The sequence below is a fragment of the Alkalihalobacillus sp. MEB130 genome, assembly GCF_032335535.1.
Classification (GTDB): domain Bacteria; phylum Bacillota; class Bacilli; order Bacillales; family Bacillaceae_D; genus Halalkalibacter.
In genome coordinates this window covers 20,874-43,406 of sequence record NZ_JAOANA010000009.1, presented here as the reverse complement: position 1 = coordinate 43,406, position 22,533 = coordinate 20,874, and the positions used below count along the sequence as shown (strand labels likewise).

The window sequence follows — 22,533 nt, the reverse complement described above, 5'->3', positions numbered from 1 at the left end:
GTGCTAAAAACGTGATTCAAAAAATTGAACATATTGCTGTGGTCGTACAAGATCTTGAGCGAACAATTCAGTTTTATCAAGATCTGTTTGGTTTTCAATTACGCATTAAAGGTCAAAATGATGTAAGAGAAATGGCTTTTATTTATCTAGAATCAAAACCTGAAGTGGAGATTGAACTTATTCGAGATCTTACACCAACTACCGAATACTCAGCCGATGGTATTGTCAATCATATTGCTTTTTCGGTAGAGAACCTTGATCAAGTTATGAAGGAATTACAAGAAAAAGGAATTACGTTTCATAGTGAAAAGCCAAAAAAAGCAATTGATGGAGCACGAATGATCTTTTTTCAAGGCCTAAATAAGGAATTGTTACAGTTGGTAGAAAGACCAAGATAAAGACTGAGAAATTATGGGAGTCAGAAAACCTAATAATAGGGGGGTGATGATTTGTGATGAAAGCTAACGAACTAAACTTAGATCATTTGATAAGTATTCAAGAAAAGTCAGGGAAAAAATTAAAAGATTTGCAATTAACATTTACAAGTACTGAAGCTTTGGGACTTCTTCGAAGAGACTTGATAAACGCACTTGGAGTTCAACGTGCAAAACGTTTTTTGTTACGTTATGGATATCACTGCGGTGCTCACGAGGCTAGAGTTCTCAAAGAGGAAATTAGTTGGAAGGATCATCTTGAATGGCTTATAGCTGGTACCAAGATGCATCATATAACGGGAAGAGCTTTTTCGTATCCCGACTCGTTTCAGGTAGATATTGAAAATGGCAGGTTTGATGTCTCTGGTTATTGGATTGACTCATATGAAGCTAAGCAGCATTTGAATTTTTTTTCTGAACATTCAGAACCTGTTTGTTATTACTTAGTAGGATATGCTAGTGGTTATACAAGTGAGTGTTTAGGGAAAAAAACTATCTTTAAAGAAGTGACTTGTAAAGGAAAAGGAGATGACCATTGCAGCTATGTTGGAAAGACTGTAGATGCTTGGGGGAATGAGATAGCGGAAGAGCTTATGTACTATGAAGATGAGGATATGTCCGGTGAATTGGATCAAATGTACAGGCGAGTCGAACAACAGAAAGAACAATTTGAAAAAGGATACGCATTAAGCCGCAACTTAATGCAGGCAATGCTAGAAGGAGAAGGGTTACAATCGTTTGCTACAATTATAGGAGAGAGTCTACATTGCACGGTTTTGATTGAGAATAGAGACTTTGAGCCTTTAGTTAGATTTGGAATTAATCCAGGGATGGATCAATATATATCAGCTCAATCTATTAGTAATCATGAAGATATATTCAAAAAAAATTGTGGAGTCGTCGAGACAGATTTACCACATAAGATCTTCAAACTTTTAACAGCGCCTATCATTATAAAGGATCAAATCTATGGATATATTAATATCATTAGTGATCAACAAAATTTACATTTCCTTAAAGATCTACTAGAAAGATCGACTACTATTACAGCTTTGTATATTCAAAATGAGAGAGTGGCAATAGAAACAGAACAAAGACTTAAGGGAGAGTTATTAGAGCAATTACTTAATAATAAAGAAGTAGACAGCATCGAAATCCAAAAACGCTTCTCCTATCTTGGTTATAATTTGAATGAACCTCATTACGTTCTTTTAATAGATATTACTAAAGCAGGTGAGAGTATCAAAAGTCACGACTTTGAGTATCTTCAAATTCGTAATAAGATGATTGACTTGTTTTATGCACAATCAAAAAGTTTTGGTCCTCATTCTTTGATTTTACCGAAACTAAATACTTTACAAGTTATCATTTCCCAAGAAAATCTGAACAAACAACAGATTACTATTAAAGAATTCGCTAACCAACTGCTTAAAAAATTTGAAAAGCACGCTTGTGAAGCGTTTATTGGGGTAAGCGGTGTAACTAAGGACATATCATCCTTTTATTCCAAATCAGAAGAGGCTATAAAAGCAGTAGAGTTGGCCAAAACCAAGGCGAAGGCAAAGTCTTCTCATTCAAGAGTGATGATGTCAAATGAATTAGGTTATTTGAGACTGTTTTTAAATGCTAGGGCACCAGAGGAGTTGGAGGAGTTTGCTAAAGAAAAATTAGATACAATTCTGATCTATGATAAGAAGAAAAACTCGGAATTATTAATCACTCTCTTTTATTATTCGCAAAATGAATTTAATCTTCACAAAACAGCACGTGAAATGTCGATTTCAATAAGCGGTATGAGATATCGAATTCAAAAAATAGAAGATTTGTTGGAAATGGATCTATCAAGTTCTCAATCTCGATTTGAGATTCAAATATGTTTACAAATTCTCCTTATGCTAGGGGAAATCAAAGTAGAAATTTAGGGGAAAGAGGAGGAGTTTTATTATGGATGGAAGAGAATTTCGTAATACACTTGGTCAGTTTGCAACAGGAGTTACAGTTGTTACGACGACAATGGGAGAGGAGCTAATTGGGTTAACAGCAAATGCATTTTCTTCCTTATCGCTAGATCCGCCATTAATATTAGTCTGTATTGATAAAAGATCAAGTAGTATGGTGGCCTTTACTAAGGAAAGACCATTTGCTATTAATATTTTGCAGGAAGGTCAAGAAGATGAATGCTGGAAATTTGCTAGTAAGTCTGCTGATAGATTCGAAGGGGTGACATATAGCCTATCTAATGATGGAGTTCCCATAATCAGTCAGAATCTCGCAACCATTGAGTGTATGGTAGAAGATGTACTTGAGGGTGGAGACCATTATATCGTCACTGGAAGGGTAAAAAAAGTTGATTATGACCAAGAGAAACAACCACTTCTATTTTTTAGAGGGAAAATTGGTCAATTATCAAGCACTGAAGTAAAAGGGAGGTAGATCGGCATGGGGAAATATACAATTGTCGATAAAGAAACCTGTATTGCTTGTGGAGCATGCGGGGCAACAGCACCAGATATATTTGACTTTGATGAAGAGGGAATTTCATTTGTTATTCTAGATGAGAATGAAGGTACAGAAACCATACCAGTTGACTTATTGGAAGACTTAGAGGATGCTCGTGAAGGATGTCCAACGGAATCCATTAAAGTTGCGGATGAACCTTTCTGTGGTAATCCGTTAAAATATGAAGAAGCGATGTAAACAACAATTTCATACTGGAAAAAAAGACTCCGATCACAAAGTTGGAGTCTTTTTTTCTAGTCGTGTTGCATTGTGAAATCTGTACGGTTATGTCTTATTATTATCAATTTTTAAACCTAAACATATATGGTTTTGCGAATAAACTTTCGTTACGATTTAGATAAGAAGTTTATCTTAGTTATTTAGATCATATAAAAATGAGGTGATCGAAAATGTGCGCTGAATTTGCTTCAATTCATTCTGCTATTCAAGATTTAAAAGCTGGAAAAATGGTTATTGTGGTAGATCGGGATGATCGTGAGAATGAAGGAGATTTAGTCTGTTTGGCTGAAGCTGCTTCGCCAGAAAATATTAACTTTATGACCAAGTATGGAAAAGGCCTAGTTTGTGTTCCGATGGCAGAAGAGTTATTAAATAGGTTGCAAATTCCACTTATGGTGAAGGAGAACGAAGATAAATATAGAACAGCTTTTACCGTTTCAGTTGATCATATACAAACAGGAACAGGGATATCAGCACAAGATCGGGCTTTAACCATTCAAGAATTGTTAAATCTAAACAGCAAGCCAGAAGACTTTAGAAAACCAGGCCATGTGTTTCCACTTCAAGCAAGACAAAACGGTGTGCTAGAAAGGGATGGGCATACGGAGGCAGCTGTTGATTTAGCGAGGCTTGCTCATGCAACACCAGCTGCTGTCATCTGTGAAGTAATGAATGATGATGGTACGATGGCTCGTCTCCCGGAGCTACAGGTTATGGCAAGGCACCATCAATTAAAGATCATCTCTATTCAAGATCTAATTGCCTATAGAAAAAGGAAAGAGAAATTAGTTGAACGAAAAAGTGTTCATAAATTGACTGTAGAAAATAAGAAATTATCCATCTATATGTATAACAATTATTTAACAAATTCTGAACACATTTTAGTTTTGAATGATAATGACACAGCTGAACGTATCATTGATATCTACGTTGAAACAGCAGCCAATAAATTACTGCAATCTATTGGATGGTCTCATAAAGATGATCTGAAAGAACGAATGAAAAAACTAGAACAAGAAGAACCAAGAGGTGTCTTCTGTATTAGGAAAGAACAAAAGAAGGAAGATATGTTTACAAATATGTATTCAAAAAAGAATTTGAATCAAACATGCCAAGATGCCGAGTTACTTCATGATGATTACGTAGTTATGGCGAAAATATTAAAGGATTTAGGGATAAACAAAATTAGACTCTCGCAATCGGTTCCAGAAGTGGAAGAAATTCTTCTTACTTTCGAAATTATTATCATGTCCAAGGAACCTAAACAAGTTTTATGAAATATAAGCTAATTTTTATAGCATGTAATCATAGAACTATAAAAACACAGCCTGCTGATGAATCATGTAAAAGAAAGGAGAGTATATGAAGATACTAGTGGTTGGAGCAGGTGCAATGGGGTCTCTTTTTGGTGGTCGCTTAAAGGAAAAGGGCTTTGATGTAGCCTTAGTAGATGTTTGGGTCGAACATATTGAAAAAGTGAACTCTGATGGACTACTCATACAAGGAGAGAATAAGAAAGACATCATACAGATTGCTGCGAAGTTTGCAGAAGATATGGAGGGGAAAGCAGATTTAATTATATTGTTTACAAAGACCTTTCACACCCCAAAAGCGATAGAGTCTATTCTCCACCTTGTACACGAAAATACGATGATTATAACGATTCAAAATGGCTTAAACAATGCCAGATTGATTCAGTCCTTTTTTAACGAAAATCAAATCATCGTGGGTGTGACGAACGTTCCAAGTGATTTAATAGGGCCAGGTTATGTTAAATCAGTAGGTTCCGGAGAAACAAGGTTGATGATGCTTAACCAGACGGTACCGAAAGAGCTGAAAAAAATAGTGAAAATGTTTAACGAAGCTGGATTTCAATGCTCTACCCATACCGATATTTACCCATATATTTGGGAAAAGGTAGCATTTAACTGCTCATTAAACTGTTTAGCAACAATCACAGCTCTAGAAGTCGGTTTCTTAGGGGAGTTGAAAGAAGGAAGAAATTTAGCATTTAAAGTAGTTGAGGAGATTCTCGATATTGCTATAAAGAAAGGTATAAAAGTAAATAGAGTGAGGGTTCGTTCGCTAGTAAGTGAAGCCTTTGTAAAGTATGCTTCACATAAGCCTTCTATGCTTCAAGATGTTCTAAATCGAAAACAAACTGAAGTAGATTCGCTAAATGGTGCGGTCATAAAAGAGGCAAAACAATTAAACATGAAAGTACCAGTTACCGAAACCTTTTATGAATTAATTAAAATTATTGAGAAAACAAGAGATGAAAGAGTATATTAAGAAAGTTGAGGCTTCCTTACGATCTTCAGTGACTCGATAAGGACTAATGTGGAAGCAACACTGGCCCCTGCTCCAATATGTATCGAGCGTGTTTGCCCACCAATGTAGCCGAGCATGACTTTAGGAACTAGGCAGTGAGGCCATTCATGCTGTGGTGCTCTGAATTCCAAAAGCGTGGATGGCCAATCGACTAACCTGCCTGTCCTAATCTCAAGGATTCATTTAGTACCTTTTGCGCACTTTTCCCGGGAGAAATAGGAGATTGGTCCAAAAATGCTAAGATCTATGCACCTTTCACAGTAAAATCATCGATACCGCTCTTCCTTAAATGGATTCGCCGTCATAGAGTAGCCTAACTCCTCCCAGAATCCCTCTTCATCTTCCTTCATGAATTGAATGGCAGTAGCCCATTTCGATCCCTTCCATAGGTAAAAGGAGGCAGGGGAGATAAACCTTAATGGATAGCCATGCTTTGGTGTAATCTCCGACCATTGTTCCTGATTTACATCCTTATAGCGAAACACGAACAATGCATCATCTCCCATTAAATCCTTCAACGGTAAATTTGCTGAGTAACCAAATGGGTCCCCATTGTAGTAGCCGAATATTTTCACATAATGGACGTCTGGATGAAGCCTTACTTTGTTTACTAACGCTCGTAACGGAATCCCTTCAAACGCCATTCCAAATTTAGACCATGTCGTCACACAGTGCATGTCAATCGGAGAAATCGTTTTTGGTAAATTCATCACTTCAGAGTAAGTGAAGGTTTTCTCTTCTTCCACTTCACCAAACAGTGTAAATTTCCATGTTTCTTCATTAAATTCATACACGTCACCTTGATGTAAAACAGGCCATTTCTCTGTTCCGAATTGTCCTGGAGGTAATTTTGCCATGGTTATTTCCTTTCTATGTAAAAAATGGTATTTGTGGTAAAAATAATACCGATTTCTAGATGGTTTCGCAACTAACTGAAATGCTATTAGTGGTAGATAATAGGGAAAGGTTCTAAATCGAGTAACAAATGACGTTTTCCATAAGGTGTTTACGAACGCACGCCTTCAACCAAGTCATCTCAATTTAAATCATCTCTTCTTCCTGTTATGATAAAAACAAAATAAGTACTAACTTTTTGTATGGAGTCACATCAACACTATAATAATCAACACATTTAAGCTCCATCAACTAGGAAATGAAAAAGAAAGAAGTGGATATCCATGCCAATAACTAGACCGACAAAATCCATTAACGATATATCCTTCTCGGTCCTTGACCTTGCATCCATCGTGCAAGGGGGGACGCCTAGCCAATCTTTCCAACATTCGATCGAGTTAGCCCAATTAACGGAAAAACTAGGCTTTAAACGATATTGGTTAGCGGAGCACCATAATATGCCTGGCATAGCAAGCTCTGCAACATCCGTAGTCATCGGCCACGTAGCGGCACATACTTCTACTATTCGTGTTGGGTCCGGTGGAATCATGCTTCCAAACCATTCGCCACTGGTTATCGCGGAGCAATTCGGAACCCTTGAAGCTATGTTTCCAGGTCGAATTGATTTAGGATTAGGTCGTGCACCGGGGACGGACCAACGAACAGCTCATGCCCTTCGTGGGGCTAACTACACCAATGGAGATGATTTCCCAGAACAATTAGAACAACTGCAAGCCTATTTCCAAGGTTCAGAAGCGGTACGAGCCATCCCTGGGGAAGGAGCAAATGTCCCAATTTGGTTGTTAGGTTCTAGTGGATTTAGTGCCCGATTATCGGCACAACTCGGGATGCCGTTTGCGTTCGCTAGTCATTTTTCACCTGAAAACACACTACCGGCCCTGGAATTGTATTACGAGAACTTCAAACCGTCGGAGGATTATAAAGAGCCTTATGCAATGGTTGCAGTAAACGTCATCGCGGCAGATACGGATGAGGAAGCAGAATTGCTAGCCACTTCTATCAAACAAAGCTTCCTAAACATGATGAGGAACACACCAACACAGTTACAACCACCAGTGAAGAATTTGGATGAACTCATGAGCCCATATGAGAAGGCAGTTTTAGAAAAACAATTAGGCTCCACGTTCATTGGAAGTCCTATCAACGTAAAGAAAAAGCTGCAATCCTTCTTAGATGAAACGAAGGCAGATGAGATCATGGTGAGTACAATGGTCTATGACCACAACGCCCGACTCTACTCCCACCAACTCGTGGCAGAAATAATGGGGTTATAGGAAAAGGAAGCAAGGGGACAGAGAGATCTCTTGCTCTTTTGTTTCATTACCAGATTGCATCAACAATAAGCCACATCGAGCCTTGATTATACCAAGGTTTTTTATTATAAGAGAGTGACTCGTTCGTTTGTATTGTTTTCCATCCGAAGGTTTTTTCGGTACTATGCCGACTAGCCTTCGATGATTTTTTTGTTGTAATTCAGTCCTATTTACAGTTTTTAATCAATTACTTTATCTTTACTCGTTTCTTCGCCAACCTGCACCTTCAAATAAGGGTCATTCTTTTTTAGTTTCCTCCATGGAATTATGTATTTTCCTTTGAGACGATTTTATATTGATACATAATCGAAATACGCTATAATTAAAAGAATTATTAAAAAATTATCTTACGTTATAGAATCCTGGATTTATACTTTAATCATTTGTTAAATCTAGTAAAGGGGCAGGTTTTACATGAGAAAGATTATTACTTTTGTAACCGTTATCATATCTATCATTCTTTTTTATTTTACAATTAACTCGGCAGTTGACGTATTTTATGCTGACTGGCAAATACCAGAAACAACAGCAGATCATTCCATTCATAATCGTATTGTCTTAATTACCCGAGAGTTAGATACCCCTTTTTGGGAAAAAGTTAGTGAAGGGGCGAAAGACCAAGCTCGGAACGAGGGGGCAAGGTTGGAAGTTTGGGGAAGTTACGCTGGGAATCAGGAGGATTTCTTAAAGCAAATTGACATAGCGATTTACGCAAAAGTGGATGGGATCATTGTTCAGGGATTAGGTACGGATGAATTTAAAGAGTTAACGAAAGTGAAAGCAGCATCCCATGGAATCCCAATCATTACAGTGGCAAATGATGTACCGATGGAAGAAAGTCTTCGAAAAACCTATGTTGGATCAGACCACTATTTAGCAGGAGAATTAATCGCGAATCAACTTATTAAAGATATGGGAACAGCAGGTCAAGTTATTATTATGAAAGATAGCAAAGAGCAGTATTATCAAAAACAGCGACTTTCGGGAATTCAAGACGTATTAGTCAATTATCCTAACATTGAGTTTATCGTTGCTGAATCAAGCGAATCAAGGGAAGATGGAGTGGGAACAACAAAAGATTTACTAAATAGACATCCAAATGTTAATGCTTTCATTGCTGTAAATGCGACTTTCGCTTCACATATTGTTGAGGAGATTAGCAGACGCACAAAAGTGGAGAATTATCACATTTATTCATTTGACGAGGATAGTGCATCATGTTTACTTCTGAAACAAGGAACACTAGATGCGATGGTTGAACAATCTCCTAAAAGGATGGGAGAGCGTAGTGTTAGTTTAATGATGAAATGGTTGAAAGATGGTACAGAACCGCTTGAATTAGATGGTTATCATACGGACATTGAGCTCGTGAAAGCAGCGGACGTACAATGAATAGTTTACAGAAGAAAATTTGGGTACTAGCTATCGTTGTCTTATTAATTATGACCGTCATTTGGGTGTCCTTAACGTACTATAATCAAAAAATGCAAGACCAATATAATTATGTACTTGAGCGATATTTAACTTTGAATGAATTAACTAGTACAAGTCAAAACATGATTACAGAATTAAACAATTACTTGGTTACTCCTACGAGTGATCATTTAGAGCTTATTAATACTAGTAAAAAGAAAATTGAAATATTGAAATACGATGTGATGGGTCATAGAAATGAAGCGAATGAGTTAGCATTAGCCAACTATATGAATTTGATTGACAGTCTAGTAGAAGCAACGGATCGCTCCGTCCGTTTACATGAAGAGCCAAGCTCGGAAAGTTCGATGATCATACTGAAGGAAGCAACGCATATTTCTAATTATATTTCGGAAATGACACTAACATTAATTGACCTAGAACTAAAGACATTTGATCCGTTTTACCGTGGAATTATTACGCAATCAGAAGGTGTAAAGAAACTAGGTTTTTTGGTACTTTCGTTAATTATCATTCTATTATTGCTTTTCACGTATTGGTTTTCTATCAGAATAACCAAACCTGTAAAAAAACTTACTGAGGCAGCGAGTTATTTATCAAAGGGGAGGTTTGACGTGAAAATTGAAGTAGATTCAAGGGACGAGATTGCCTTTTTAGCACAGATGTTTGAACAGATGAGAGTGAATATTAATAATCTTATTTCTGAAATCCGACAGAAAGCAAAACTAGAACAAGAATTGCAACAAAGTAAATTGCTGCTAAAAGAAAGTCAGCTGCAAAGATTACAGAGTCAAATTAATCCACACTTTTTATTCAACACGTTGAATACACTTTCAAAAAAGGCGTATATGGAGGGTTCTGAAGAAACAAGTGATTTAATTACTAGTGTGGCTGACTTATTACGATATAACTTAAAGCATCTTGATAAGAACATGACGCTTATTGATGAAGTAAACGTGTTACGAGATTATATGGAAATTCAAAAAGCAAGGTTTACAGACCGATTGAACTTTTATGTGGAAATGGAAGAAACCTGCTTGCAGGTGGAGATACCTGGTCTAACTATACAACCCATAGTAGAAAATGCCGTAATGTATGCCGTCGAACCTTTTGAACAAGGTGGTGTCATATGGTTTCGTGTAAAGGATGGGGGAGACAGGGTCATTATAGAAGTGGAGGACGATGGTCCAGGGATGTCTGATGAAACCATTACACAAATTATGGAGGAACGACGTGATTCTCAAAAAGGCCAGACATCTGGAATAGGGTTAAGTAATGTAGTGAAACGACTTCGTCTTTTTAATGGGTGTGAGACTGTCATGGAAATTGAAAGCAAGGTAGAAGGAGGAACGAAAGTCACCATTTATCTGTTTAAAGAGAGGAGGTAGTAATTAATGAAAGTTCTAATCGTGGATGATGAACAGGTTGAGCGCGAGACTATGCAAGCGATCTTAGGCAGAAATTTTGTTCAAATTGAATTAAAGCAAGCACCAAACGGGAGAGTGGCTGCCGAAATGGCAGAAGAATTTCAACCAGATGTTGTATTAATGGATATACAGATGCCAGGCATGAATGGTTTTGAAGCAATTGAAAAGATGAATACCAAAAATCGACATATAAAATTCATTATGGTCACGGCTTATGCTACTTTTGATTACGCTCATTCGGCAATGAAATTAGGGGTCGTTGATTACATTGTTAAGCCGAGTAAGGTAAAGAACATCGTAGAGACAGTTGGAAAAGTGTTAAAGCAGGTGGAGGATGAAAAGAAGGAAATGTCGAAAAAGAGATACAATGAGGATACTGTCATGTCACTCTTTGAAACAGATATTGTCACACAGTTGTTATTCGATCATGTCCATGAAGTTCATATTGACCAGTTAGTTCGTCTTTTAGATATAAAGATTACCCAAGAATCTTTTGTAATGACGTTATTGGTACCACTAGGGTCTGAAGTAGATTATCCTAGTATTAGAGAAAAAGTGAGACGAACAGAAGGTGCATTAATTGGTGCCCTATCTGGGCGTCAAATTCCTATCATTGTATTCCGGAAGCAAGATCAAAAGTTTCAAAGACAAGCTAGTTCGTTAGTTAGGGAGATTTTATCGTTAGCACAGCCACCGGATTCGCAATGGTTCATCGGTATTGGGAATGTGTATCGCTCATTAGAGCAGATCAGACAATCGTATCAGGAATCATTAATTGCTACAAAGGATACAACGCTTTCTCAAAGTTATTGTTACTATTCAGAGGTTCGTGAGGAATTACCCAGTCTTGATGATAAGAAGGTAAAGCAACAGGAAGAACAAATTTTCAGACTGATCCATGATGGAAAATGGGAAGAACTTCATGCTGAAATGTCTAACTTATTAATAGGTTCAGAAAAGGATGGTAGTAGCTTGCTACGAACCCAACAACGTTTAACCGAATTTGTCTGGATAATCTCTCAAATATTGAATGATATGGGAGTAGAGTTAGATTCCTACCTTTACACTTTTACAGCAACTGATTTTAGGCAGTTACGATCTGAAACCAATTATTTATTACAACGAATTGAACATGCCTATAAAGCCCATTCCTTGAATTTAGAAGGAGATACGATTCAACGAATAAAGCAATATGTTATTAGACATGCGGATCAGGATATTTCCTTACAAACTATTAGCAAGGAAGTAGGCCTAAGCCCTATTTACATTAGTAAAATATTCAAAGAACATCTTGGAATCAATTACATAAACTTTTTGACAGAATGTCGGATTGAAAAAGCAAAAAAATTGATGAGAGATCCAGAAAAAAGTATGAAAGAAATTACGTTTGAGGTTGGTTATCATGATCCCAATTACTTTAGCAAAGTGTTTAAGAAAATGTGTCAGATTTCTCCGACCGAGTATAGGAAGAAGCTTCTTACTATATAGGTAACTTGAAAGGAAGTTACAGAAAATGAAACATCTATTCATTCAGCTAAGGTTCATGTTATTTTTGCTCGTGGTAATCCCAGTTCTTTTTGCTTGTGAGCAAAATGAGAAAAGTAACCTCAAAACCCCAATCTACACACCAATTGAAGAACGAACACAGAACAATTTGAAGATTGGCTTTTTGATGGATACACTACTAGAAGAACGTTGGGTAAAGGATCGAGAACTATTTAAAGAAGCAGTAGAAAGTCGTGGAGCAGAAATTGAAATTATGGAGGCTCACGGCAACGATGTATTGCAAATTTGGCAAGCAGAAACGATGATTAGCAATGGAATTGATTTGCTTGTCATAGTTCCTCATAATGCTGAGACCACCGCTGCCATTGTAAAAAAAGCACATGCGGCTGGGATTAAAGTTTTATCATATGATCGCTTAGTAAAAAATGCGGAAGTTGATATGTATGTGTCCTACGACAATGAAAAGGTTGGTGAATTGCAAGCATTGGCTATTACCAATCTAGTTCCTCAAGGGAAATATGTATATATTGGAGGCGCGGAAACGGATTATAATGCCCACTTGTTAAAAAAGGGGGTTTTCAATGTCCTGCAGCCATTTATTAAAAATGGGAATATTACAATTGTTTTTGATCAATGGACGAAAGACTGGGTTCCTGAGAATGCTAAAGCTAATATACAGTTGGCTCTAGAAGCAAATGATAATCAAATAGATGCTATCATTGCTGCTAATGATGCAACAGCTGGTGCAGTGATTGGGGTTCTTGAGGAACGAGGACTTGCAGGTGAAATACCTGTAGCAGGTCAAGATGCTGATATCGCAGCCGTACAGAGAATTGTAGAAGGAACCCAGGCAATGACAGTTTATAAACCGATTAACGATTTATCGGAAAAAGCAGCAGAATTAGCCGTGATTTTAGCAAAAGGGGAAGAGGTTTTAAAAGGGGAGAAAGTGAATAATGAACTGGTTAATGTACCATCGTTTCTCCTGACACCAATAGCTGTCGATCAATCAAATATAGATGAGACCATTATCGCGGACGGATTTCATAAGAAAGAAGACGTATACAAATCTTTGAACCACTAGGTTGAGACACCTAGTGGTTTTTTGTTGAGAAAATTAAAAAAATACAGATAGAAGCAAAAAAAGTACCATAAGAAAGCGTTTCCGCTAAGTAGATTCGTTGATATATTTAAGTTGTAAGCCGTTACAAATAAAAACATTGAGAGGGGTTAGAAGAGTGAAAAAGAAATTTAGATTGATTTCAGTGTTGATCATCGGACTACTTATGATGTTTATTGCTACAGCTTGTGGTGGTTCAAGTGAAACAGGTGGGGAAAGTGACGGAAGTGGTGAGAGTAGTGCAAGCAGCGGAAGTAGTGGAGGAGTAGAAGTTGGAATTGTTCTACCAACAAGAGATGAGCCAAGATGGGTGCAAGATGAAGAAAGATTTAAAGCGGCTCTTGCAGACTCAGAATACAATACAGAAATTTTATTTAGCCAGGGGTCTTCGGCTAATGAAAGAGAAAACGTGGAAACTTTAATTAATAGAGGGATCGATGTTCTGATCATTGCTCCACATGATGGTGCGGCAGCAGCTGCAACAGTGGCAGCTGCTAAAGCTGAAGGAATTACCGTTATTTCTTACGATCGTCTAATTACAGACACGGATGCGGTTGATTATTATGTGACTTTTGACAGTATCGCTGTAGGGGAAGCACAAGGTCAATATTTAATTGATAATGCGGAAGGATCAGGAATTCCATTATACCTATTTGCTGGGGCATCTTCTGATAACAATGCATTTTTATTCTTTGAAGGAGCTTGGAATGTGCTACAACCCAAAATTGCAGATGGAACGTTTGTCATTGCTAACTCAAGTGAAGCAGTAGAATTACAAGACAAAGCAGATCTTTCTCGTGAGGAATTTGGTCGTATTTTAGGTCAAGTTACAACAAACTGGGATCCAAGCGAAGCCATTAACAAAGCTCAGACTCAATTAACTGCAGCTGGTGATGATTTAAAAGGTGATGTGGCTATCTTAGCTCCAAATGATGGTACATCTCGTGCAATCGCCGATGTTTTTGCTTCAGATAATGAAATTACAAGTTATTTTATTACTGGTCAAGATGCAGAAATCGCTTCTATTCAGTACATTATCGATGGAAAACAATCCATGACTGTTTTTAAAGATGTTCGTACGTTGGTACAAGATGCGATTGGAATGGCGATTGATGTTCTAGATGGGAATACGCCTGAAACGACAGGTAGTTATAACAACGGCAGCGTTGATGTAAGTGCAAAACAAACAGATGTCATCGTAGTGGATCAAGACAATGTAAAAAGTGAGCTTATTGAATCTGGATACTATGAAGCTAGTCAGTTTACTGGATTAGAATAATGCCAAATTAATAGTGTTAGACATCAGTCTAACACTATTAATTCATTGTAGTAGGGAGGCATAATAATGAGTGATTATATTTTAGAAATGAACAATATATCGAAAGAGTTTACGGGGGTAAAGGCCCTTTCTAATGTTAATTTTAAAGTAGAAAGAGGAGAAATTCACTTTTTAGTTGGAGAAAATGGTGCCGGAAAATCGACACTTATGAAAGTGTTAAGTGGTGTGTATCCTTTTGGGAATTATGAAGGGGATATTGTGTTTAATGGAGAGGTACAGAAGTTTAGTAAAATTAGTGATAGCGTCGATTCTGGAATTGTCATTATTTATCAAGAGTTAGCTTTATTCCCTGATCTTACTGTTTATGAAAATATATTTATTGGCAATGAAATTGCAAGTCGTGGCGTTCTAGATTGGAATGAAGTGGTCGTTAAGTCGAAAGAAATGCTTGAAAAAGTGAATCTAAAAGTGAATCCGGAACTATTAATTAAAGATTTAGGTGTTGGAAAACAACAACTCGTTGAAATTGCAAAAGCGTTGAGCAAAGAAGTGAAACTTCTTATTTTAGATGAGCCAACAGCGGCTCTGAATGAAGACGATAGTGAAAATCTATTAGAGTTATTACGTGAATTGAAAAAACAAGGAATTACTTCTATTATGATTTCCCACAAGTTAAAAGAAGTAATTGCTATTGCAGATAAAGCAACGGTTCTTCGGGATGGCGAGACGATTTGTACGTTAGATGCTTCCAAAGGAGAAATAACAGAAGAAGCCATTATTAAAAATATGGTAGGGCGTGAAATCAAAGAAATTTATCCGAAACGAGAGAAAAAGGAACTTGGTGAAAAAATCCTTGAGTTAGTAAATTGGAACGCCTATGACCCACAATTAGGCCGTGATGTGGCAAAAGATGTAAACATTCACGTAAAACAAGGTGAAATCGTTGGTATTGCGGGCTTAATGGGTGCAGGAAGAACAGAGTTAGCATTAAGCATTTTCGGTAATGCAGCCAAATATGAGCTTAAAGGAAATATGTTATTGGACGGAATGCCTGTTCAATTTAGGCACACGAGTGAAGCTATTAAAGCTGGAATTGCTTATGTTACAGAAGACAGAAAAGGGGATGGCTTATTCTTATTACAAGATATTAAGAAAAATATATCAACCGCAAATTTAAAACAAATTACTTCTATTGGGGTAGTTAACGAAAACGAGGAAATCAAAGTAGCGGAATCTTACAAAACATCACTAGGCATTAAAACGCCGTCGATTCAACAGCGGGTTGGGAACTTGAGTGGAGGAAATCAACAAAAAGTGTCATTAGGAAAATGGTTGTTTGTTGGTCCTAAGCTATTAATCTTAGATGAACCGACACGTGGGATTGATGTTGGGGCGAAATTTGAAATATATACGGTCATGAATGAACTTATTAAAGCGGGGATGAGTATTATTATGATTTCGTCAGAGTTAGGAGAAATACTTGGAATGAGTGATAGAGTCTATGTCATGGCAGAAGGAAAAATCAAAGGTGAATTGTTAGCGGAAGACGCGAACCAAGAAAAGATTATGGAACTTGCAACGCAATAGGAGGTTAGTCAAATGAAATTGCTCATTGAAGCAAAAGATTTAATTAAACATAATATTCGTGATTATGGGATGTACATTGCCTTAATTGTCATTATGATTACGTTTACCATTTTAACAGACGGATTATTTTTAACTTCTCGAAATATAAGTAATCTATTAGATTCAGCAGGATATATTGCCGTATTAGCAGTTGGGGTCATGCTAGTTATTGTCATACGCCATATTGACTTATCCATTGGATTTTTAGCAGGTTTTCTTGGTGCCGTTGCGGCTATTTTATTGATGCATTACGGGGTACCTGTGTATATTGTTATTCCTATTATTCTTATTCTCGGCATTTGTGCTGGTTCGATAACAGGGTTCCTTGTTGCAAAAGTTGGTATTCCAGCATTTGTAGCTACGTTAGCAGGTTGGTTAATCTATAGAGGTGCCATTCTGTTAGTGACAGAAGATACAGGAACGATCATAATAAATGACCCAGCCTTTAATGCAATTGGAAACGGATACATTCCGTCTATTATGGTAGTAGGAGGATTGCACCTGCTTTCCTTACTTATTGGAGCACTTGCTATTTTATTTTACATTTACAGTTCTATTTCAAATCGTAGAAAAAAGTTAAAATATAATTTTGAAGTTGTATCGAAACCACTGTTTGTTATTCAACTAGCTTTTGTATCATCCATTATTGCCTATATCACATGGCTTCTATCTGGATATAACGGTTTCTCATGGACAGTGATTATTATTATGGTTGTTGTACTTGTGTATCACTTCATAACAACAAAAACGATCATCGGAAGGCATATTTATGCTGTAGGAAGCAATCCTGAAGCTGCTCACCTTAGCGGAATCAATGTTAGTAAAATTACATTTCTAGTTTTTGGATCAATGGGAATGCTAGCTGCACTTTCTGGGATTTTATTTACTTCCCGCTTGCAATCAGCAACGACAACGGCAGGAACATTATTTGAACTTGATGCAATTGCAGCGGCCTTTGTAGGTGGAGCATCTGCTGCGGGTGGAGTTGGGAAAGTGACAGGTGCTGTGATTGGTGCACTTGTTATGGCAACATTAACAAACGGTATGAACTTATTGGGGGTAGGAATTGCTTCTCAATACATGATTCGAGGTGGGGTCCTCGCTTTAGCTGTTATCTTTGATGTTATGACACGAAGACAAAGAGCTTAATGAAAGAGTCAGTTCGGGGAAGCAAGGGATATTTAGTATGCAATCATGATTCATTTATGGGAAGAGAATGGTCTAACTTAGAGTAAGCTTCTACTATAACGGGGGGAGACCAAGCAACTGGACAATCCTAAAAGCTTGCAGCGTCTTAAGAGCGCTGCAAGCTTTTTTTGTGTACATAAAATCTCTTATCAAAGAAATTTTCTCTAGTAAGTGGACTCTATGTTTTAGCTGCTAGTCCATTTGGACATGGTCCAAGAGGGAAGGGCTGGGACGACGAAGGGAGATCTCATCACATAATGGTCCACTATCATGTGAATCTTTCGTTGATCTGATTTTTGCTATTCTTCATCGGTGGATTGCTTACTAAAATCATTCTCGAAAAGCGACTAAGAGAAAGTCGAAACCAACCACTGTGCATGATGGGAAAGAATACCTAATTCTTTTATGATAAAACCGGTGAATTGTAACCTGTTCAAAAATGATTCTACTCTTTATAGTTAAAATATAGTAACTATAAATAAGTATGTCCAAAAGATTACAGTCGTTACAGGAAGTAAAGAAATAAGAGTGAACAGCAGACAGCTACTTTATATTAGTATGGAAGTTACCTTGCTTTAACAAAAAAACTGAATATTCTTATTTCGTTATTATTTTTCAACAAAAACGAACATTACATTACTATCACTGGTTATTTTTTAGTACATCTTTTTTTGAAAACGCTTAAATTAAACGGTGGATTAGTTCAACAAACGTCAGCAAACTTGCCTACTTATCCTTTTGTGTTAATTGGAGAAGAAGATAACGCTTGTTGAGGTTGGTTAAGAGAATGCAAGAGAGGGAGAAGAATAGAAAGACGTACATATAGAATACATCCTTAGAGATTAGCCATTTATTATCAGAAGACCAATGTGATTTATCTTATTACGAACCTCGGGGGAGGGACGATTGTCAGATTAACATTCCCATTTGACTTTCGGGAGGGGAAAAAATGATAAAGATATTAATCGTGGATGATGAAGTTATTGAGCGAGAAGGACTGTCGTTAATGATTAGTAAAGAACGACCTGCTATTAACATAGTTGGAGAGGCAGGAAATGGAAGAGAGGCAGTTGAACTAGCTAAAAAGTTGGAGCCTGACATTGTCATGATGGATATAAAAATGCCGGGTATGGACGGAGTTGAAGCAGTAAAAAGAATTCAAGAGGAACAACCCAAAATCAAGTTTATTATGGTTTCAGCTTTTAATACATTTGATTATGCCCAGCAAGTGATGAGGTTTGGAGTAAAAGAGTATTTATTAAAACCTAGTAAGAAGAGCGATATATTAGCAGCGATTGATCGCATGATAAACGAAATTGAGAAGCTACGTTCAGAGCAAGATCAAAAGAAAAAGCTAACCAACCGTTTAGAGCGGATCTCTTCGTTTGTTCAAACAGAGTCGATTGTATACTTATTAATGGATCACATTCAAGAAGTTAGTTTATCTGAGTGGAGTGAATGGCTCAATATTGAGGGAAAGGAAGGATATGCTCTTGCTTTCTCATTTGAACATGGCGAATCTGAAATAAATAGATCCGTGAAATTGGAATGGTACAATTTGCTGAAAGACGTTATTCACATGGAAATGAACAATAGTTTAGTAGGACCAATGATGGGTTTGCATGTACCTGTTTTTATGTTGATTGACGAGGCATCTACTGATAGGAAAGAGATTGACCGCATTGTTTTAAAAATCATTCATAAGTTCAAAAATTTAAAGCAAACCTGTCGCTTAACGGCTGGGGTAGGATCAATGATTAAGGAGCTTGATCACTTCGTAAAATCCTATGAAGAGGCATTATTAGCCTTAGAATTCGTTCATAGTAATAAAGCTGCAAATTATCTCATTTATGATGAGCAATTAAAGAAAAAAAGAGAGCAGTTAATCCCGATGGAGAAAGAAAAGAAATTGCTTGAAGCCATAAAAGAAGGGAGTGAAGAGGATTCTCTTCGTTTATTTGATCAATATTACTATACCATTGTAGAAGTGGCTTATTCAAATGTAGGCAAAGTTAAAATGAGTGTAAGAGATTTATTTGTCGTTATATCGAGAATGTTGAAAGAGATAGGGATCGATTTACCTTTTCAATATGAATTTCATTCGGTTTCAACAGTAACTCAAGTCAAAGAGTTTGCGAAGTCTCAGTTAGTTTTTGTAATTAAAGAAATAAAGGAATGGCGTCAAAATGATATGAAGGGCCTTCTCGTACAAGCGAAGGAGTATATCGATAGAAACTTCAACAAAGTTATCACTCTTGATGATGCGGCTGATTTTGTTGGTCTTAGTTCATTCTATTTTAGCAAGTTGTTTAAGGAACGCTTTCAGATGACGTTTATTGACTATTTGACCCATTTAAGAGTGACAAAAGCAAAGGAACTCTTAAATGATCAAACGGTGACTTTAAAAAAAATTGCAATAGAAGTTGGGTATCGCGATCCTAATTACTTTAGCCGAGTTTATAAAAAAACGACAGGGGAAAGTCCTAGCGAGTATCGGGCTAATTATTTTAAGGTTAGATAACTAGGTACACGGAAAGATATCTGTTATATGGGAAATAGCTGCCAAATCAAATTTGATTTGGCCTCTTGTCTGTGTCTTGAACAATTAGCTATTCATTACAGAGCTGTTTTTTTCGAAATGAAAAGATAACAAGAAAGTGCTAGAAATAACAAAAAAGTAAATATGATCACAATCTATTAATCAGCAAATTCTAGTAAACTTAAATTGTTAACGCTTACACTTTAAGGACGGAATTAACATGTGAAGGGGAAGATGAAATGTTAAAAAAGTGGAGAAAGAAGAGAAAGAAGTTAGTTGCAATTGCATTAGCATCTGGATTAATTGTAAGTGGATTAGGTGTTGAGTCAGCCTTTGCTGCTGGAACTCCTAACAGTAATGCTTCTATTGTCGCCCAGGAAGCTTCAGCAAAAGGGCAAGCGAAGAAGACAGGTACAGAGCAACAACAGGTTCCTCAATTAGTAGATGCTGCTTCCATTAATGCTGTCATTGCAGCGATGTCACTACAGGAAAAAGCTGCGATGGTTGTTGGAGCAAACAGTGTGGCACTTAATCCAGTGAATGGAGAAATTATTGGAGCTCAATCTAGAATCGTACCAGGTGCTGCTGGTCAGACCCAAGCTATCCCGCGCCTAGGAATTCCAGCGATTGTATTTGCAGATGGACCAATGGGCGTTCGAATCGACCCAACTAGAGAAGGCACTGATCAAACGTTTCATGCAACTAAATTCCCAGCCCCTCCTGTTCTTGCGGCCACATGGGATACAGAATTAGTTAATAAAGTTGGAGAAGCGACTGCACATGAGCTCAATGCTTTTGGCATTGACCTTCTATTAGCACCTGGAATGAATATTCAAAGCTATCTATTAAATGGAAGAAACAATGAATATTTCTCAGAAGATCCTTTAGTAACAGGAATCATGACAAGGGAATTTGTAAATGGTGTTCAGGACAATGGAGTTGGAACAACGATTAAGCATTTTGCTGCTTATAATCAAAGAACATTAAATAACGGATTTATGAATGTCAGCCAAAGAGCATTAAGAGAAATATATCTTAAAGGGTTTGAGATTGCTGTAAAAGAGTCAGATCCGTGGGCCGTTATGAGTTCTTATAACGGGATCAATGGTGAGATGGCAACAGAAAATAAGGATTTATTGTCAACGGTATTAAGAGATGACTGGGGCTTTAATGGTTTTGTCATGACCGATTGGGAAAATGGAAATAACCGTGATATTGCCAAACAAGTTGAGGCAGGAAATGACTTATTCATGCCTGGGAACCTAGAACAAATTAATCGTATCATAGCAGCCGTTAACGATGGCAGCCTTGATGAAAAGTATCTTGACCGAAATGTCAAAAACATTCTCAACATTGTTGTCAAAACTCCAAGGTTTAATGGGCATGTAGCCACGGATAACCCAGACTTAGAAGCAAGTGCTAAAGTGGCACGTCAAGCAGCGGCGGATGGAATGGTTCTTTTGAAAAATGAAGATAAAGCATTGCCATTAACTAATAATCCAAGCGTTTCATTGTTTGGTACGCCAACGATTGAAACGATGACTGGAGGAAGAGGAAGTGCGCTAGTTAATACGCCATACCAAATAAGCATTCCAGAAGGACTGCAGGATGCCGGGCTAACATTAAACGAAGATTTGCTAGCCAAATATGAAACGTATGTTGAAGAGTTAAGAGCAACAGATGAATATAAACAAACGCCAGGTAATTTCTTTGTCTCAACACTCCCGACTCTACCTGAGATGGATGTTGCCGAAGAAGCTATTGCGGCTGCAGAACAAACGGATGTGGGAATTATCGTTCTTGCGACGGAGTTTGGTAGTTACGGACGGGATCGAATGGAAGAGGACTTCTACTTATCAGAATCGAAACTGAAAATGATTGACGATGTATCAGCAGCCTACCGTGCACAAGGCAAACCTGTTATTGCCGTACTGAATGTGGAAGGTCCACTTGAAACAGCGAGCTGGGAAGATAAGGTGGATGGAATCGTCCTTTCTTGGCAGCCAGGACAGGAATTAGGAAGTGCGTTATCTGACGTCTTAACTGGAAAGGTTAATCCATCGGGTAAATTGGCACAAACATTCCCAGTTGACTATCAAGACCTTCCTTATGCAGACCGTTATCCTGGTGTTAATGATGAATTCTCGTACGAAGAAGATATTTATGTAGGCTATCGCTACCATTCTACATTTGACCTAGATTCTGCCTATGAGTTTGGTTACGGTTTGTCCTATACTACGTTTGATTATGACAAAGTGAGAGTAAATCGCAATGGTCAATTGAAGGATAAGATTACGGTCTTCGCAGAAATTACAAATACAGGAGAGGTTACAGGACGCGAAGCTGTTCAAGTGTATGTATCGGCTCCAGATGGGAAATTAGAGAAGCCTGAGATTGAATTAAAAGCATTCGCAAAAACGAAAGAGCTCAGACCAGGCAAGAAAGAAAATGTAAAATTTGATTTAGATCTAAAGGATTTAGCTTCTTTTGATGAAGAAAAGTCCGCTTGGATTGTGGAAAAAGGAACATATGAGGTTCTTGTTGGTGCGTCTTCAACCGATATAAGAGGAACGGCATTCTTTAACGTTGATAAAGATATCGTTGTTGAAACCGTGAATGAAGCATTAGCTCCACAAGTTGAATTTACTAGGATTTCAAAAAATTAAAATAAAGGTTACTCGT

At 37.4% G+C, this 22,533-nt stretch carries 17 protein-coding genes; 16 read left to right on the top strand and 1 reads right to left on the bottom strand.

Annotated features, from left to right (window positions below; translation table 11 throughout):
* Window positions 1-11: 11 nt before the first annotated feature.
* The 6 genes from N0O92_RS10770 (at window position 12) to N0O92_RS10745 (ending at window position 5,465) form a co-directional block, all read left to right on the top strand.
* Complete coding sequence (locus N0O92_RS10770) at window positions 12-398, top strand: VOC family protein (protein WP_315614659.1); 387 nt, start codon at window positions 12-14, stop codon at window positions 396-398.
* Window positions 399-454: 56 nt separating this feature from the next.
* Window positions 455-2,356 (top strand): XylR N-terminal domain-containing protein, encoded by a 1,902-nt coding sequence (locus N0O92_RS10765; protein WP_315614773.1) that lies wholly within the window; start codon window positions 455-457, stop codon window positions 2,354-2,356.
* Between the two features lie 22 nt (window positions 2,357-2,378).
* Entirely contained in the window at window positions 2,379-2,867 is a 489-nt protein-coding gene (locus tag N0O92_RS10760; protein ID WP_315614658.1) for a flavin reductase family protein, read from the top strand.
* A 6-nt stretch (window positions 2,868-2,873) separates the two neighbouring features.
* On the top strand, window positions 2,874-3,131 hold the full coding sequence (locus N0O92_RS10755) for a ferredoxin (RefSeq protein ID WP_315614657.1): 258 nt from the start codon (window positions 2,874-2,876) through the stop codon (window positions 3,129-3,131).
* 212 nt (window positions 3,132-3,343) lie between these two features.
* The gene (ribB, locus tag N0O92_RS10750) at window positions 3,344-4,450 is read left to right on the top strand and encodes a 3,4-dihydroxy-2-butanone-4-phosphate synthase (RefSeq protein WP_315614656.1); all 1,107 of its coding nucleotides are present in this window, start codon (window positions 3,344-3,346) and stop codon (window positions 4,448-4,450) included.
* An 85-nt stretch (window positions 4,451-4,535) separates the two neighbouring features.
* Window positions 4,536-5,465 carry a ketopantoate reductase family protein gene (locus N0O92_RS10745; protein ID WP_315614655.1) on the top strand — a complete coding sequence of 310 codons (930 nt, stop codon included), beginning with the start codon at window positions 4,536-4,538 and terminating at the stop codon, window positions 5,463-5,465.
* 305 nt (window positions 5,466-5,770) lie between these two features.
* Here the strand turns inward: N0O92_RS10745 and N0O92_RS10740 are convergent, their stop codons facing one another.
* Window positions 5,771-6,361: a molybdopterin-dependent oxidoreductase gene (locus N0O92_RS10740; protein ID WP_315614654.1), complete on the bottom strand. Its 591-nt coding sequence runs from the start codon at window positions 6,359-6,361 to the stop codon at window positions 5,771-5,773.
* Window positions 6,362-6,682: 321 nt separating this feature from the next.
* Between N0O92_RS10740 and N0O92_RS10735 the strand changes: the two genes are divergently transcribed.
* From N0O92_RS10735 to N0O92_RS10690, 10 genes are all read left to right on the top strand, one after another.
* Window positions 6,683-7,693, top strand: a complete 1,011-nt coding sequence (locus N0O92_RS10735; RefSeq protein WP_315614652.1) for an LLM class flavin-dependent oxidoreductase — start codon at window positions 6,683-6,685, stop codon at window positions 7,691-7,693.
* A gap of 453 nt (window positions 7,694-8,146) precedes the next feature.
* On the top strand, window positions 8,147-9,124 hold the full coding sequence (locus N0O92_RS10730) for a substrate-binding domain-containing protein (protein ID WP_315614651.1): 978 nt from the start codon (window positions 8,147-8,149) through the stop codon (window positions 9,122-9,124).
* The gene (locus N0O92_RS10725) at window positions 9,121-10,554 is read left to right on the top strand and encodes a sensor histidine kinase (protein ID WP_315614650.1); all 1,434 of its coding nucleotides are present in this window, start codon (window positions 9,121-9,123) and stop codon (window positions 10,552-10,554) included. The genes N0O92_RS10730 and N0O92_RS10725 overlap by 4 nt, the downstream gene beginning before the upstream one ends.
* A gap of 6 nt (window positions 10,555-10,560) precedes the next feature.
* On the top strand, window positions 10,561-12,081 hold the full coding sequence (locus tag N0O92_RS10720; RefSeq protein ID WP_315614649.1) for a response regulator: 1,521 nt from the start codon (window positions 10,561-10,563) through the stop codon (window positions 12,079-12,081).
* 25 nt (window positions 12,082-12,106) lie between these two features.
* On the top strand, window positions 12,107-13,183 hold the full coding sequence (locus N0O92_RS10715) for a sugar ABC transporter substrate-binding protein (RefSeq protein ID WP_315614648.1): 1,077 nt from the start codon (window positions 12,107-12,109) through the stop codon (window positions 13,181-13,183).
* A 154-nt stretch (window positions 13,184-13,337) separates the two neighbouring features.
* Window positions 13,338-14,498, top strand: coding sequence for a sugar ABC transporter substrate-binding protein (locus N0O92_RS10710; protein WP_315614647.1), 1,161 nt, complete (start codon window positions 13,338-13,340; stop codon window positions 14,496-14,498).
* Between the two features lie 66 nt (window positions 14,499-14,564).
* Complete coding sequence (locus N0O92_RS10705) at window positions 14,565-16,085, top strand: ATP-binding cassette domain-containing protein (protein ID WP_315614646.1); 1,521 nt, start codon at window positions 14,565-14,567, stop codon at window positions 16,083-16,085.
* Between the two features lie 12 nt (window positions 16,086-16,097).
* Entirely contained in the window at window positions 16,098-17,273 is a 1,176-nt protein-coding gene (locus N0O92_RS10700; RefSeq protein WP_315614645.1) for a sugar ABC transporter permease, read from the top strand.
* Between the two features lie 988 nt (window positions 17,274-18,261).
* The gene (locus N0O92_RS10695; protein ID WP_315614644.1) at window positions 18,262-19,833 is read left to right on the top strand and encodes a response regulator; all 1,572 of its coding nucleotides are present in this window, start codon (window positions 18,262-18,264) and stop codon (window positions 19,831-19,833) included.
* 257 nt (window positions 19,834-20,090) lie between these two features.
* Window positions 20,091-22,517: a beta-glucosidase gene (locus N0O92_RS10690; protein WP_315614643.1), complete on the top strand. Its 2,427-nt coding sequence runs from the start codon at window positions 20,091-20,093 to the stop codon at window positions 22,515-22,517.
* Window positions 22,518-22,533 lie beyond the last annotated feature (16 nt).